At 61.1% G+C, this 15,176-nt stretch carries 12 protein-coding genes and 1 pseudogene; 3 read left to right on the forward strand and 10 right to left on the reverse strand.

Annotated features, from left to right (window positions below):
• Positions 1-150 precede the first annotated feature (150 nt).
• The 9 genes from BN2476_RS15155 to BN2476_RS15195 form a co-directional block, all read right to left on the reverse strand.
• Complete coding sequence (locus BN2476_RS15155; protein ID WP_235850845.1) at positions 151-654, reverse strand: chromate transporter; 504 nt, start codon at positions 652-654, stop codon at positions 151-153.
• On the reverse strand, positions 651-2,138 hold the full coding sequence (locus BN2476_RS15160) for an MdtP family multidrug efflux transporter outer membrane subunit (protein WP_087734981.1): 1,488 nt from the start codon (positions 2,136-2,138) through the stop codon (positions 651-653). The genes BN2476_RS15155 and BN2476_RS15160 overlap by 4 nt, the downstream gene beginning before the upstream one ends.
• Complete coding sequence (locus BN2476_RS15165) at positions 2,135-4,243, reverse strand: FUSC family protein (protein ID WP_087734982.1); 2,109 nt, start codon at positions 4,241-4,243, stop codon at positions 2,135-2,137. Before BN2476_RS15165 ends, BN2476_RS15160 begins: the two co-directional genes overlap by 4 nt.
• Before the next feature lie 9 nt (positions 4,244-4,252).
• Positions 4,253-5,311, reverse strand: a complete 1,059-nt coding sequence (gene mdtN / locus BN2476_RS15170) for a multidrug transporter subunit MdtN (RefSeq protein WP_087734983.1) — start codon at positions 5,309-5,311, stop codon at positions 4,253-4,255.
• Positions 5,312-5,332: 21 nt separating this feature from the next.
• Positions 5,333-5,575, reverse strand: coding sequence for a YtcA family lipoprotein (locus tag BN2476_RS15175; RefSeq protein WP_235850846.1), 243 nt, complete (start codon positions 5,573-5,575; stop codon positions 5,333-5,335).
• Between the two features lie 555 nt (positions 5,576-6,130).
• Complete coding sequence (locus tag BN2476_RS15180; protein ID WP_087734984.1) at positions 6,131-7,573, reverse strand: DUF2252 domain-containing protein; 1,443 nt, start codon at positions 7,571-7,573, stop codon at positions 6,131-6,133.
• Positions 7,574-7,628: 55 nt separating this feature from the next.
• Positions 7,629-9,362 (reverse strand): SulP family inorganic anion transporter, encoded by a 1,734-nt coding sequence (locus BN2476_RS15185; protein ID WP_087734985.1) that lies wholly within the window; start codon positions 9,360-9,362, stop codon positions 7,629-7,631.
• Complete coding sequence (locus BN2476_RS15190) at positions 9,359-10,159, reverse strand: potassium channel family protein (RefSeq protein ID WP_087734986.1); 801 nt, start codon at positions 10,157-10,159, stop codon at positions 9,359-9,361. Before BN2476_RS15190 ends, BN2476_RS15185 begins: the two co-directional genes overlap by 4 nt.
• Positions 10,160-10,831: 672 nt before the next feature.
• Positions 10,832-12,385, reverse strand: a complete 1,554-nt coding sequence (locus BN2476_RS15195; RefSeq protein ID WP_087734987.1) for a phospholipase D family protein — start codon at positions 12,383-12,385, stop codon at positions 10,832-10,834.
• Positions 12,386-12,701: 316 nt separating this feature from the next.
• On the opposite strand from BN2476_RS15195, the gene BN2476_RS49340 reads away from it, so the two are divergent.
• The 3 genes and pseudogenes from BN2476_RS49340 to BN2476_RS15205 form a co-directional block, all read left to right on the forward strand.
• Positions 12,702-12,833: a hypothetical protein gene (locus BN2476_RS49340; protein WP_268957903.1), complete on the forward strand. Its 132-nt coding sequence runs from the start codon at positions 12,702-12,704 to the stop codon at positions 12,831-12,833.
• A 383-nt stretch (positions 12,834-13,216) separates the two neighbouring features.
• Entirely contained in the window at positions 13,217-13,414 is a 198-nt protein-coding gene (locus BN2476_RS15200; RefSeq protein WP_087734988.1) for a DUF3562 domain-containing protein, read from the forward strand.
• A 416-nt stretch (positions 13,415-13,830) separates the two neighbouring features.
• Positions 13,831-14,102 (forward strand): annotated as a pseudogene (locus BN2476_RS15205) (IS30 family transposase); the annotation flags it as partial.
• A gap of 86 nt (positions 14,103-14,188) precedes the next feature.
• On the opposite strand, the gene BN2476_RS15210 reads toward BN2476_RS15205, so the two are convergent.
• The gene (locus tag BN2476_RS15210) at positions 14,189-15,100 is read right to left on the reverse strand and encodes a CHAD domain-containing protein (protein ID WP_087735133.1); all 912 of its coding nucleotides are present in this window, start codon (positions 15,098-15,100) and stop codon (positions 14,189-14,191) included.
• Positions 15,101-15,176 lie beyond the last annotated feature (76 nt).

Genomic DNA, 15,176 nt, shown 5'->3' on the forward strand with positions numbered 1-15,176 from the left:
CAAGCCGACGCGGCAATACAACAATTCATGCAATGCGCATGACAGGCTCGACGCTTTGCGGCGATTCGAAACGTCGCGCGATTTCGGCGCGCGCGTCTTTCCGGCTGTCCGCGCGGAGGCCGCTCCCGTTACTCCAAACGCGCCACCCGATCAGCTCACAAAGCCCGCACTCCCCAGCACGGCACCCGCCACGACGGGCCAGACCGGATTGAGCCGGGTCCGGTAGACGATCGCGACCGTGAGCACCGTCAGGATCACGCGCACCACGTTCACATCCGTTTCGCGCGCGAACACATACGCCGCTGATGCCAGCAGCCCGACCGTTACGGGTGCGAGTCCCCGGCGTATCGCCATCACGATGCGCGAATGATTGCGCTGCTCGACCCAGTCGCTGACGAAATAGGCCACGAGCGCCGAAGGCACGATCTTCGCGAGCGTGGTGACGAGCGCGCCCGCGAGCCCCGCCGCCTGAAAGCCGATCAGCGCGACGGCCATGCCGTTCGGCCCCGGCGCGGCCTGCGTGATCGAGAAGAACGTGACGAACTGCTGGTTCGTCACCCAATGGCGCGTATCGACGGCATAGCGCTGTATGTCCGCGAGCGTGGCGTTCATTCCGCCCACGGCAAGCAGCGACTGCTGCACCAAGCCGTTCAACGGGGCCTCAGCGTGACGGGCGGATCGGCGCGATAGCCGCCGCCAAGCGCCTTCGTCAATGTGATCTCCTGACTGATCGTCTGACCATCGAGCGTGAGCAGCGCAACCTGCTCCGCGATCACGGGCTGACGCGCTTCGAGCGCCGCGAGCCGGCTCGTCAGTCCCCGCTGATAATGCGCTTCGGCGCTGTCTCTCGCGAACGCGAGCGATTCGATCCGCTGCTTCTGCAATTCGCTCTCCGCGTCGAGGGCCTGAAGACGGCTGCCCGTCTGCGCGACATCGCGCACCGCGTTGAGAACGGCCTGGTTGTACTGCTCGATCAACAGGTTGCTGCCCTCGCGTGCGCCGCTCAGGTTCGCGTTGAGCCGGCCGCCGTCGAAGATCGGCAGATAGAGGCCTGGAATCAGGTTGATCTGCTGGCTTGCATGCGTGAAAAGGTCCGCAAGATGCAACGCGTCGAAGCCGAAAAACGCTTTGATGTCGAAGCTCGGATAGAACGCCGCCTTCGCTGCGTCGATACGGTCGAACGACGACTCGACATACCATCGCATCGCCTGCAAATCGGGCCGCCGCGCAAGCAGTTCGTATGAAAGCGTCGCCGGCAGCGCGGCTTTCGAACGAGGAAGCGCGACGGGCTCGATGGCGGCCAGGCCATCGGGGCCCGCGCCGATCAGCGCGCGCAACGACTCGCGAAACTGCTTGATCTGCGCTTGCGCCGGCACGATCTGCCGCTCGATCGCCAGTTGCTGCGCGCGTGCTTCTTCGAGCAACGTGCGGGCTTCGAGGCCGCGCGCCGCACGCGCTTCGTGCGCCTGCACCGCGAACGTCGCGACCTCGTGCGATTCGTTCAGCAGATCGATCAGCTGATAAGTCGTTTGAATGCCGTAGTAAAGCTGCGCGACATCCGTCGAGATTTCGAGTTCGACAGCGGACGTCTCGGCGAGGCGCGCATTGCTCACGCCGACGGACGCGGCGATCTGCGCGCGTTGCTTGCCCCAGATATCGACCTTCAGACTCGCGCCGAGCCCGACGATGCCCTCGGTGTACCACGGGCCTGTCAGCCCCAAAGCCGGTTCGTTCTGCGCGAACGGGCCGAGAAAGCCATGCGCGGAAACATGCTCGCGATCCAGCAATGCCAGCGCGACCACCTGAAGGCTCGATCCCGTCTTGACAAGCTCGACATCCGACTTCGCCTGCGCGACACGCGTGCGCGCGATCACCATCGTCGGCGCGTTGCTGAGCGCCTGATCGATCAGTGCATCGAGCTGCGCGTCGTGATAACGCGCCCACCAGCGTGCGGCGGGCCAGCCGTCGCGCGCGAGATGGATGTCGTCGGCGAGATTGATCTGCTCGGGCGCGATCTCCGCATAGGGCGCGCTGTCATGATGGAACAGCGCGCAGCCCGTCACTAACGACGACACCGAAGCGACGCACAAGATGCATCGACGCCACCGCCAGCCGTGCCAGCCCGATCGCGTATTCATGTTCGTATGGCCCGTGAAGCGGGCGCCGCGACTGGCGCCTCGACGCGCCAGTCCGGCAGTCCCGCTATCTGCCGAGACAGTTCGTCCGCTGCGGCGATGAGCGGCCCGTCGCCTGGTTCGATGGTCTGCGCGGCGACCTCGATGCGTCGCGGCGCGTGCGCGCGGGGCGGGCTGACGGCAAGCGCATCCGCGTACCGGCTGAGTTCGTCTGAGGCCTGTTCCTGAGCCGCGTGCGCCGCATCGACGGTTCGTGCACCCAATGATCCCGCTTGCGCCACCAGCGTGCTGCGCAGCGCATCGCCGGCCAGCATGATCTCGCGTCCTTGCGCGAGGACCGTTTGCGCACGCAGCGTCAGTTGCGTCTGCTCGCCTTCCTGCCAGGCAGGTTCGAGCGCGACGCGCGAGAGCGTCGCTTCGCAATCGGCGAGCACGGCCCACGCCTGCAACTGGCGCTGTGCATAGGGAAGCTCATCCTGTCGGCTGATGCCCGCCTCCGGCATGCGCAGCTGCGCGGCAATCGCGCGCAGCATCGTCGCGAGCTTCTGCCGTAGCACATCGCCCTCGCCCTCGCGCCAGAACGACATCTGCACGAACGTCGCCACGCCGACTCCAAGCAGAATACCCACCATCCGGTCGCGGATTTCAGTGAGGTTCGTGGTTGGGCCGAACTGTTCGAGCAACGCGAGCGAGAAGGTAAATACCAGTTGGACGCCCGCGTAGCCGATCCGCTCCGAGCCGGCCGCTATCCACGCTCCGATGGCAATGACGGGCAACGTCATCAGCAGCAGGCTGACGATGCTCTCGATATGCGGCACGACGAACACCACCATGAACAGCGCCAGCCCGCTGCCTATCACAGCCCCCGCGACCCGCAGTAACGCGCGCTGCGCCGATGCGCCGAGGCTCGGCAGCGCGACGATCACGCAGGTCAGCATGATCGTGTGAATGCCCTGCCAGTCGACCGCGTTGTAGAACACGTAGCAGGGCAGCACGGCCAGCAGCGTCTTCAGCGAAAAACGCATGTACGCGGGATTGGTCCACGCATCGGGCGCGACCATCGGCTCGCTCGCGGGCGGCTTGCCGGTTTCCACACCGCTTGCGACCAAATCGGCGAATGCATGCAGCGCCCGCTGCAATTCGCCCGCGGCGGGAATCGTGTCGGCCGTATTGCGTTCTTCCAGCGTTGCCGTGCCGACGTAGCCATACGACTCGCCCATCATCACCGATTCGTCGAACGCCCGAACGTTCGCCCGCAATTCGCGCAACATGGCAAGCTGCGCCACTGGCGCGCCCGGCCAGTTGGCCGGCAGATCACTCGCGCCACGATAAAGACGCGACACCGTCGCAATGCGCGCAAGCTGCAACGCCTGATGCTCGCGATAGTGGGCGTCGCGCATGGTCGTGAACCGCAGCAGCTTTTGCAGCGTCAGCGCGCCCTGCTGGACGGCTGTTAGTGTGATCGGCGCACTGTTCGTCGTGCCGTCGATCAGTTGCGTCAGGCGTATGTCCAGCGTCGTCAGTTGTCGATGAATTTCGGCCTTGAGCTGCAATTGCGGTTCGACGGGCAGCAGCAGTGTATTGACGAGAAGCGTCAGCGCGATCGGATAATTGATGGCGACCCACACCCATAGCACTGCGCGAATCAGCAGGTCCGCCTGATCGGTCCGGTCGACGAAGCTCTGCACATAGATCACGACAATCGCGACGATGAAGAACACCACGCCGATCTTCAAAACGCGTAGCAGATACACGCTGCCGAAAAACAGCAGACTCGCGATGACGATGCGCAGCAACGGGTAATCGAATGTGAACTTCAGCAGCAGGATCGACAGGCCAATCGCGAAAGTCGACCCGACCATGAACATCAGACCGACCAGCCGCGTGACAACCACGTTCGACTGCGTGACGTAAAACACGACCAGCAACGACAGCGCAAGCTCCGGCACTTCGAGCGCCATCGACGTGACGATCACGATCGCGCTCGTCAGCATGCAGCGCAGCATCACGTTGGCGCGGCCGGGGAAAGGCGCAAGCTCGCGCTTCAGGAATACGCCTGCATCGCGCAGCATGACGGGCATAGGGGGCAGGTAGTCGGCGGCGGCCATGGGCGCTCCTCAATGGCGCTCGCCGTCGTTGCTGCGTTCGGGGTGCAGCACGGCCACCGCCGATGTGCCGACGCGAAACAGATCCGGGTTCGGATTGTCGACCCGGATCTTGACCGGAAAGCGCTGCGATACATGCACCCAGTTAAGCGTGCGTTGAATGCGCGGCAAGCCGCCGGGCAATGCAAGACCGCCTTCATCGGGTGCGACACCGAAGCTGATCGAATCGACGGCACCCTGGAAGCGCTGTCCCGTATCGCTCATCAGGTACACCGTGGCGGGCGTGCCGGTCCGCACGCCCTTGAGTTCCGTCTCCCGAAAGTTCGCCACGACGTACCAGTGCCGCGTGTCGATCAGCGTGAAGACAGGTTTGAGCGCGGAGGCGAACTGCCCTGTCTGGGTCTTCAGCGCCACGACGCGTCCGTCGAACGGCGCACGCACCGTCGCATATTCCAGATTCAATTCCGCGATCGAGATCTCCGCCATCACGACTGCGCGTTGCGCGACCAGCGCGTCGACGCCGCTAACGGCCGCGGCCGCCTGCTGCGCCTGTAGTTGCGCGGCGCTGAGTTCGGCCTGCGTCGCGCGTTGCGCGGTGCGCGCACGATCGACGTCCTCCGCCGACACATAACCGTGCGACAGTAACGGCTCCATGCGGTGCAGCGTATCGGACGCCTGACTGGCTGCGGCGCGCGCGCGCTCGACGGCCGCATGCACCGACTGCGCGTTGTACTGCTGCGCATTGACGGTGCGCTGGGTCAACTCGATCTGACGATCGAGCGCCACGAGAGAGGCCTTGCCCCGTGTCAGCGCATCTTCATACGGACGCGGATCGATGCGAAACAGCAGATCGCCCTGCTTCACCGCCTGATTGTCATGCACGGCCAGTTCGACGATGCGCCCATTGACCTCGGGCACGACGTCGATCGTATCCGCGTAGACGTAGGCGTCGTCGGTGCGCGGCGCGCGGTCCCAAACGCGGATGACGTACAGCAACAGCAACAGCGTCACCACAACCAGGATGATGGCCGGCCATTTCTTCTTCGATGTTTTGCTGGCAGTCGTCGCCATTGCATCGGTCCTGAAGGAGATTCAATGCTGGAAGAGCAGCAACCAGACAGCGAGTGAAAGGAAAGTGACAAGCGTGGGATACACCACGGCGGACGGTCCCAGCAGATCGTCGACCTGCAACCGCTTGAGAATCAGATAGATGACGACGGTGAGCGCAACGCCCGCGACGATGCAGAACAGCCAGTCGGGAAAGTACGCGCCGAGCACGCCGATCGACGGCGAGTTCACGCACCCTGACATCAGAACCGTGGCAATCACGGCCACGCCGGCTGCACGGTTTGAACATCCGTTCCGACGAGTGGCCCCTTCTGTTACTCCAAGGTCGTCCGTGTTGCTGGGATCCATATCGCCGACAGCGTAGACTTCGTGTCGCGGATCTCGCTCTTTTTCCGGAAATAGAGGCAAGTTGTCAAAATTGGATTCGATGCGGACCAGGTTTTTCAGTGGCGTGTTTGTGTGCATAGGTCACAAATGAGCAATCCGAAACAGGAATGCGGCTTCGAAGAAACGCTAATTCACGAGTTCCAATGGGTTGACGTGCACATTGTGAGAAGAGCCGGACCAGAGTTGCGACAACCATTCCTGAACGGCCACATCAAGCTCGGTCTTTTGACCGTATTCCCCTAAAGCCCGAGACTCACTATTGGAACGGCATCGGCCCGACGGTGAGTGTGACGAACGTGAAGAACGTCGAGTCCGCCACTGTCGACGGTCCCAGCGGGTGATCATACTCCGAGCGCCTGACAATCAGATAGTGACGACCGTGAACGCGACGTCCGCGACGATACAGAATAGCCGTCCGTGAATGGCGCTCTAGCCTCATTCACGAATGACCTGGATGCGTCCCGCCTTGACAGCCGTTTTCAAAACTGTCCAGTCGGCTTCATTCTGTTCCGCATAAGCGAGCGCGAATCGCACGATGGCTTCGTCGAATGCATCCGACTTACCGACATACCCGCTGAGCAACGCGGGATCGCCTGCCTTCGCCATCGAATGGGCCAGCGCATGAGCGCACGAAACCGCATACTCGTCGAGATCTTCAACGTCGAAGGTGGTGAAGTCGAATGCGCCCTTCATGTCGCGCAACTGCCGAACATAAAAGTCATTGCCCGTGTGGCGCATCTTCGACCACCCGAGAAAAATGTCGCTGGCCGACTGCAGCAGACGCTGCCCATTCACGACACGCTGGCCGTGATTGGGATAGCGGCTCGGCGGCAGGTAACCCTCCAGCGCAGAAGTCCGCGCCTCCTTGAGTTGAAGGAACAGTGGGCACTGTCCGTCGGCCATGAAAAGCGCCTCGTAGCAACGCGTTCCCACCGACCCGATGCCCACGACGCGAATAGCGACATCCACCAGTTCATAGCGATCGAACAGTGCGCGCCTGTCATCGGGGAGCGTTAGCCGGTAGTCGGCGAAGAAGCTCCGGACCAGCGCATCGTACCGTTTATGATCGTGCGAGCTCTCCAGCGGGACGTGGTACACGAGCGGAGGTACGTCCTTGATGCGCAGCTTGCCGTTGACCATTTCGGTTGCATGAGTCATCACGGAACGCGACGACTGCTGCCTCGCCTTGTCGATCACGGCCAGTTCTTTCCTCCTTTCCACCACCGAATCGGCAATGGCCAGCATGCTCGCCGCCTTGAACTGGCAGTACCAGACGTCCAGCGTGTCCATGCGGCTGAACTCGGCGATCCGTTGCCGGAAGGTCTCGCATAGCCGGCGCACCACGCCGCGCTGGTCACGCAGCGCGAATCCGCGTTCGCGCGCAGCGATCACGAATGATGTGGCAAGCCTGCGCACATCCCAGTCGAATGGACCAGGCAGCGTTTCGTCGAAGTCGTTGGGACCGAAGAGAATGCGCCGCTCCGGGCTTGCGAACAGTCCGAAATTGGCGAGATGCGCGTCGCCCCCCAGTTGCACGATCACGTCCGAATGCGGCAGCTTCGACAGGTCGTGCGCCATCAACGGCGCAGCACCGCGATAGAACGCGAACGGACCCGCGACCATCCGCCCATAGCGGATGGGTATCAGTTCCGTCACCCGGCCCACATTGGAAGCGTCGAGCAGTGCGATCGGATCGCGATCTCCAATCTTGCAGTCCGCCAGCTTCGCGCGGGGCACTTTACTGCGCGCCGCCTTGCCCTGCTCGACGCGCGCAGCCAACGAGCCACGCCCCGCAAATAGCGTGGACGGATCTTCTTGCTTGCGATCAGCGCGATCCGTGGCGGGCTCGGCGCGCTTTGCGGCAGCGGAATCAGGCACGCATCACTCCTTTTTCGATTCAGGTCGAAGCGGACTTCCGTTATTTCGCTCTGGTTCATTCCGGTTTGGCGCCCGGCGAAGGTGCGGACGCAGGTGGCGAACTATCGCGGAGTGCGTCGATCGCGGCATCGACGGTCGCAAAGATCTCGCGATGCGCGCTGCCGGAGCGCAGTGCTTTATACCGTTCGATTTCACGCCGCACGCCCGTCGGAAGCGCAACCGCGGCGATGCCTATTCCACGCCTGTCAAGCTCCGCACCCAACTCGGTCAGTTTCTTGCCAGCCGTGTAGTCGATGTTGTTGATCTCCGATGCGTCGATCACCACCCAGCGCAACGGCACGCTCGCCTCGTTGACGAGTTTCAGCACTTCCTCCGTGAAGCGCCCCGTGTTCGCATAGAACAGATCCGCCTCGAACCGGTAGACAACGATGCCGGGCGCAGCGAGCAGGTTCGGCGCGACACGATGCGGGAACCAGTGGCCGGCGGGGCTGCGCGTCAACACGCGCGTGCGCAGGCGGTAGCTATGCCGCGCATGCGCGATCAGCGACAGCACGACGGCGGCGAGAATGCCGTGCATCACGTCGACGAACACCACCACGCATACCGTCAGCAACGCGACGACGAATTCGTCTTTCTGCATGCGATACAGTTCTGTCATGCCCTTCACGTCGATCAGCTTCACGCCGATCATGAAGACGATGGCCGACAATACGGCGGCAGGCAGAAGACTCAGCGGCTTCGTGAGGAATAGCAGCACCAGCAGCACGATGACGGCCGTCGTCAGATGGGCGACCTGGGTACGGCCGCCCGCGTCGTCGACCATCTCGGTCTTGGTCGGACTGCCGTTCACGACGAAGGTGCCCGTGAACGCCGCTGCCGCGTTCGCGGCAGCAAGCCCGATGATGTCGGCATTGTCGTCGCCCTTCTCGTTATAGCGGTTCGCGTACGCGCGCGCCGTCGCAGCGCTCTGAGCGATGATGACGATGAAGCACGAGGCGGCCGTCGCCAGCACCTGGTTGATCTCGCCCATATGCAACGGCGGCAGGAACAGCGACGGGAGGCCGCCCGGCACTTCACCCGTTACCGCGATGCCATGTCCGGCGAAATTGAACACGCCGCTTGCCACGATGGAACCGATCACGGCGATCAGCGCGCCCGGCGCGCGCGGCGCGATACGCTTGCAACCGATGATCACGACGAGGACGGCAATCGAAAGCACCGTTGTCGGATAGTTCGCCCCGGCGACGCGCTGCATCACGGACACGATCTGCATCAGCGGGCCATGTCCCTGCTTCGCGAGTCCGATCAGCCCGGCGAGCTCGCCCGCCGCGACCTGGATGCCCACGCCTGTCAGGAAGCCGATCAATGCGCTGCGAGAAAGAAAATCGGCCAGAAAACCCAGACGAAAGATGCGCGCAATCACCAGCATCACAGCAACCGTCAAGGCAACGGTACTTGTCAGGCCGACATATTCCCTGCTGCCCAACGCGGCGACGGCCGTCAGCGTACCCGCGAGAATAGCGGCCGTCGCGGAGTCCGCAGCGACGACCAGTTGACGCGACGCACCAAGGACCACGAACGCCACGAGCGGCAGCAGGATCGTATACAGGCCCGTGACCGTGGGCGTGCCGGCAATCTTCGTGTACCCCATCACCTCGGGAATACCGAGTGCCGCCAGCGTGATCCCGGCGATGATGTCGTGCGGCAGTTGCGCGGGATTGACGGGCAAGAGCCCCTGCAGGAACGGCATGTGATGCAGATGAGACGGCGTCGGAGCTGCGGGTTTCATGTCGCTGCCTCCACTGTTGTTGTGAGCTTGCTGACCAGCGCATTGGCGATGATCTCATCGGCAATGACCACATTGGATGCGCCGGCGCTCTCGAACAGCCCTTTTCTCAAGGGGTTTTCGCCGGGTACGGCAATCGCGAGCGAAGCGTTCAGCGTATGGGCCAGCAGTGTGATCGCGAGATTGTTATTGCTGTCGGGGGTTGTCACAACCATCGCCTTGGCGCTGTCCAGGCGCGCACCCTTGAGCACGTCGTCGAACGCGTCCGGCGAGCCGAGCACGACCAGGTGGCCGCTATCCGCCGCCCGGTCGGCCTGATCCTGATCGCCCACGAGAACGAGCACCGTCTCGCCCGCTTCATGCAGGCGATTTGAGACCAGTTCGCCGAGCGAATGGAATCCGACCACCACGACATGATCGGCGAGTTGTTCGAGCTTGCGTTCCATGATCCTGTTCTCCCGATAAGCCATCACGTCGTCGCCGGATAGCATCCCCGTGAGCCTCGAAACCGCGAATCCGCCGACCAGCAGTGTCGCGACCATGGCCAGCAGCATGAAGACCTTTTGAGGCTGATTGAACTCGCCAAAGGCACCGAGTGTCGTGACGAGGTTGACCCCATCCCACAAAGCCGCAAACATTTTGTTGGGGAAAGAGGTATTGGACTGATCGAGGATGACCAACCCAGTGGCGGCGCTGCCGAGCAGAAGGACGAGAAGGCCGATCGTGTGGCGCACGCGGCGGCGCCATTCTCGAACACGGATGACCCCAAGGCGAGGCTCATCGACACGGAAGATCCACATGGTTACCTCGTATAGTGAATCTGATCGAGACAACAGCGAACCCAACGTCAAGCAGACAAGTTCCCCATTTTTGGCTCAATAGTCAGGCAGCTCGAACGATTCACTTCGCCAGGGAAGCGTCTCGCCCTCGAGGTCCGGTAGTCTCAGCAAGCCATCGGACGCGGTTAGCGTTGCCATATAGGCTATACCGTATATACCGTTATTTCTAGCGTGACAACCGGTTGTCCGGCGTATTGCCTGTTTCCCCGGAAAAGCATCGCAGCCTCAGTCAGTCTTGCTTGCCTGTTCACTCGAGATCGCCCATCGAGCCCAACGGGGCATCGTCATCTCAATGACCGAACGCGCGCTAAAAGGGAGCGAACGTGAACACGATCGGCGGGTTGACTTCGGAACTTGCGACGTGGCTGACCCAGCGCACATAAGTCCGCGCACAGTGGTGCGCGCGTGTGACTGCATCCGCTGCGGGAAACTAAATAAGGACTTCATCGAAGAAGCTACGGAATGCCGTGTCGACCTACTGCAGCCGCTCGACTCGTTTCCGACTGGAGGGCAGTTGTCAAGGAACAACGGTCGTTCGCGCGGTCACGTGACGAAGTGACAACTCCGCCGATGCAAGCATTGGCGACGTCGCGCAAACGCCCGTCGTCGAGCGACAATCGGTACGTGCCGCACTTATAGTTGTGATTCGATCGGCAGCAGACCGAGGAACCAGACGCTTGCACGCCGCATGAACGAGACATCGGGCTCAGAGCCGAGTTCGGTCACCGTTCCGTTTTCGGCAGTGTCGATCCAGACGATCCGGCTCTTACCGGTCGCGTCAGTGCGGTGCACAACCCTCCAGGCAATCACGTCCAGGTGCGGCTCGACGTCATCGATCACCTGGCCGGCAATCGCCGGACTGTCGCAAAGCACGCCAATCTCCGTGTTGAGATTGCTTGAGCGAGGGTCGAGATTCATCGAGCCAATGAACACGCGTTGTCGATCGAACACATACGTTTTCGCATGCAACGAAGCCTTTGAAGAACCGAAAAACTTTCGTTGCGCTTTCACGTTGGCCGAGCCGACCGGCTTCAGCTCATAGAGGCGTACGCCCGCCGCAAGGAGATCCTCCCGGTAGTGTTGATATCCGGCATTCACCGCGACCACGTCGGTTGCAGCCAGCGAGTTGGTCAACACCGTGACGCGTACCCCGCGCGCGGTTAATTCACGTATCCATGCGACGCCTTCTTCCCCGGGCACGAAGTAAGGCGAGATGATGAGCATCTCGTGTTCGGGTTTGAGGTTCAGGGCCGTGAACCGCGTCATGAGGTGGCCCTGCGGGTCGTTCGGGTCGCGTGTGATCTTGGATGGGTCGTCGTACAGGAGCGTGGCTTGTCCCCATGAAAAGTCGGCGTTGCCCGCTTCAAGGATCTTGACCAGCCGCTGTCTGGCTTCCACAACGTAGGGCGAGTCATGCTCCGATTTGATGTATTCGTCCAGTTTCGCGCGGTAGGAGGCCAACGCGGACTGATCCGCCGGATGTCCCATCAGTTGTTCGATCGAATAAGTCGATTCAGAATTCCAGAACTCGTCGAAGGCGTTGGAGACTTTCCGGACAATTGGGCCGTGCACCAGAACATCAAGATCCCCGAAGGCAACCACGCTCGATGCGCCAAAGTATTCATCGCCGATATTGCGCCCGCCAAGAATAGCGGCTTCATTGTCCGCAATCAGCGCCTTGTTGTGCATGCGCCGATCGACCCGGGAAAATTCCAGTGCAGTAGCGAGCGACTTGAAGTGGCGGCTCGCGACCGGATTGAACAGCCGTATCTTCAGATTCGGGTGCGAACTGAGTGTGAGCAGAACCTGGTCGTCTGCGTTCGTGCCAAGGTCGTCGAGCAGGACACGAACGCGGACTCCCCGGTCTGCTGCCTTGAGCAACGCTGCTGCCAGTTCACGGCCCGTCAGATCGTCGTGCCAGATGTAGTATTCCAGATCGAGCGAGCGTTCGGCAGTTTCGGCGAGCGCGATGCGGGCCACAATTGCGTCGGTGGCGTCCGGAAGCAGGTGAAACGCACTGCTGCCTGGATGGATCTGCTCTTCGGGCACGAAGAGCGCGCCGAGTCGTGTGGACTCCGTGTTTTGAAGCGCAAAAGTTTGCGGCCGGTTGGTTTGCGGCGGCAGACTGGCGCACGCGGTCAATACAAAGGCAAGAACGCTTACGATGAGACGCCGAAGTTTTGCCATGTCCGCACCTCGCCAGAATCGTCGTCACCGATGTCTTAACAACAGCCAATCCGATGCAGGAGGCACAACATTTTTTTGCCCCGACGCTAATTCCCATCTCCAGTGATTTATAGAGGAGCGGCGGGAAAAATTCCAAAGAGTGCTATTCCTGATGTACGGTTGCGACTGGCTCGTGTGGCGACGCCCGCAACGAACATTTCCAGTACGGCCGATGTGACCGGGCGGCGCAGCGGCGGATGCGTCGAAGCTCAGCCATTGCGGTCATCCCCAACCCGTCTTGTTCCGCGTACAGCGAGTGACGGCTTGCGACTGATGCATGGGACCGGAGTTGGCCGCGAGCGGTCAAGGTGCTCAGGGCCGCATGCTTCTCCGGGTCGTCATCACCTCGCTCGTGACGCTGCCCGTCACGATCGCGTTATCGGGCACGCTGTTTTATCTGCTTGCCTGATTCAGGAGAACACCGTCCCTGCTTGATAACCATCTGCCGGGTCGCAGTCCCGTCGATCCGGTGTAGTGTGATAGGCGGTAGTTCATATCGGAGGCGGCATGGAACGGGAGCTAAAGCGCCGAGCGGCTGCGCAAAAAAATGCCCGCTCGTTCGCGGGCGAACCATATCGGGAGATATGGAGGAGACGTAAGTCGTCAATCTAGCCCGCCTGCTCGTGCCGCGCAACGAAGTGTCACGACGCTCATCGCACGGCGGCAACGTCCACCAGGTCTGACATAAATCCGTCAACCAACCGGCGATCTGCGATTGATCGTTTCAATTGGTCAGAAGCCCCCGCGCTCACCTCTAATGGACGCTCTGTTCGAGCACAGCGTGGGGTGGCCATGAAGACCCAGGACTCGCAGGAAGTAATTCACGAAATTGCTGTGCTAACCGCGACTTCGGAAGAGGTCGTATCACAGTTGTATGCTGAGACGTTGCAGGTCTTCCGGAAGGACGCTCAGATTCTCGACTACGTGCCATTACTCGCGGCGAAGCGCGTGCGCGACACCTTGCGAGCCGCTTCGAAGGTCAGTCATTAACGAATACCTGATAGGTGAGGTACGGTCTGCTGCTGCGGCAGTTGACCGCGTTCCCGACCGTCCGTTGACTATGACGGCTATTCCAGTTAGCTTAGGCGGTTTTGCTTACGGCACACGAAGAGTGACAAATACAAACGCAGATTACGAAAAAACGGCAGACATTCAAGTCGCGATTGATGGCGTAATGCACGAGGGTCGCTTTCGCGTCATGAGCGGCAGCGTAATCGTCTATTACGGCAGCGAAATCAAGTTTGCGCCTTGCGGGATGGATCGGCCAGAAACGGTCGCGCGGTGGCTGCTGAGCGACCTGTGTCGAAAGGTTGATGCGAAGACGAAGAAAAGGGGAACGCGGTAGGCGACTCTACCCCACGATTTCGTCCCGTTTGGTAACAGGACTGATATCGCGTCAAGCTCATCGGGGCAAAGAGATGGCTGACCACAAACGCCTCACCGTGGCAACCGACATCAAGGTCTACTTCTGCGATCCGCAGCATCCTTGGCAATGCGGCGCGAACGAAAACACGGAAGGCTCTTGAGGCAGTACGTCCCTAAGGGAACTGATCTTTCGACTTATTCGCACGCGAAACTCAATGTCGTAGCCAGGCGACTCAATGAGCGTCCGCGAAAAACACTAAACTTCGACACACCGGCAAAGCGATTCCACCAATCCGTCGCGTCGACCGGTTGAATCCGCGGCCGAGCGCAGTCGTTTACTGACCTGCGCAAAACAACCCGGTGACGCTGTTACGTTCAGCGCTTGAGATCGCCACAGGTTCAGCTACCGATGGCTCGCACCCGTCGTGATGCTGCACGCATTCTTCGGCACTTCTGCTCTTCTAACCATTGCAGTGATTCCTGCACGACTTCGGGCGGCACCTCGTTGAATGACGCGCTGCGAATCAGGGTCTCGCTTGCGGCAATGTCGTTGAACTGTCCCAGCTTGTTCTGCACGGACGTCAACTCCTTGATAGTGCGACCGTGCCCGCCTTTGATAACTGGTTGAAAAAACTCGAGCAGGTACCTCAGCTTTTTTCCCGCCTTTCGAACGTCGTGAAGATCTTCCTCATGGGCGGTCTCGCTACGTGCTGCCCGCCTGCTTCGCTTTCGAAGTGCACGCTGCGCCAGACGGACGCGCTTCTCGGCGAACGCTCGAATGGGAAGATCGTTGCAACTCGACTGCAGTGTGGTCTGCGCGCGAAGCAGGGCGTCGTTCAAGAACACCTCGACATGGTCGCTTTTGATCATCGTCTGGCTATGCACCACCGCCTGTGCGCGCTTCTCGCGCGCTGCGGCCACGAGCAGTTCAATCGATGCGCCTGAGTCCTGGGCGGCTCTCAGGAGATCGCCTGCGATATCCCAATCACGCGTTCCGCCTGCCACCGCAGCAAGACGCTTGAATTCTTCGTTGGCTTGCGCGGTGGCCTCCTCTCCGAGGTAGGGGGAGTACGCCCAGTACAAAGCACGAAGCTTTCTGAAGGCGACTCGAAGCTGATGAAACCCCTCGGCATCGCTCTCCGTGGATAGCTCTTTCGCCCTTTGCACTGCCTCGGCTACCACCGGCGTCGCCAGTGATGAGAAGGTACTGGCGATAGAACTCGTTTTTGACAGTGATGAACCGGCCGGCCGCCGGTCGAATTTGAAGAGAGTGTTTAGGCGCGGCAAGGGCCAGTCACCATCCATATCCATTTCAGCCTCGAGTCGGACAAAAAAATAGTTTTGCCCAGACCTTACCATGGTCATCTCCGAGCGCCGCGTTCTTGGT

Source organism: Paraburkholderia piptadeniae (assembly GCF_900007165.1).
GTDB classification, from domain to species: Bacteria; Pseudomonadota; Gammaproteobacteria; order Burkholderiales; family Burkholderiaceae; genus Paraburkholderia; species Paraburkholderia piptadeniae.

Excerpts from the sequence above, each read along its gene's own strand:
- BN2476_RS15160 (WP_087734981.1), bottom strand. The coding sequence starts at position 2,138 with ATGAATACGCGATCGGGCTGGCACGGCTGGCGGTGGCGTCGATGCATC.
- BN2476_RS15165 (WP_087734982.1), bottom strand. The coding sequence starts at position 4,243 with ATGGCCGCCGCCGACTACCTGCCCCCTATGCCCGTCATGCTGCGCGAT.
- mdtN (WP_087734983.1), bottom strand. The coding sequence starts at position 5,311 with ATGGCGACGACTGCCAGCAAAACATCGAAGAAGAAATGGCCGGCCATC.
- BN2476_RS15185 (WP_087734985.1), bottom strand. The coding sequence starts at position 9,362 with ATGAAACCCGCAGCTCCGACGCCGTCTCATCTGCATCACATGCCGTTC.
- BN2476_RS15190 (WP_087734986.1), bottom strand. The coding sequence starts at position 10,159 with ATGTGGATCTTCCGTGTCGATGAGCCTCGCCTTGGGGTCATCCGTGTT.
- BN2476_RS15195 (WP_087734987.1), bottom strand. The coding sequence starts at position 12,385 with ATGGCAAAACTTCGGCGTCTCATCGTAAGCGTTCTTGCCTTTGTATTG.
- BN2476_RS49340 (WP_268957903.1), top strand. The coding sequence starts at position 12,702 with ATGGGACCGGAGTTGGCCGCGAGCGGTCAAGGTGCTCAGGGCCGCATG.
- BN2476_RS15200 (WP_087734988.1), top strand. The coding sequence starts at position 13,217 with ATGAAGACCCAGGACTCGCAGGAAGTAATTCACGAAATTGCTGTGCTA.
- BN2476_RS15210 (WP_087735133.1), bottom strand. The coding sequence starts at position 15,100 with ATGGATATGGATGGTGACTGGCCCTTGCCGCGCCTAAACACTCTCTTC.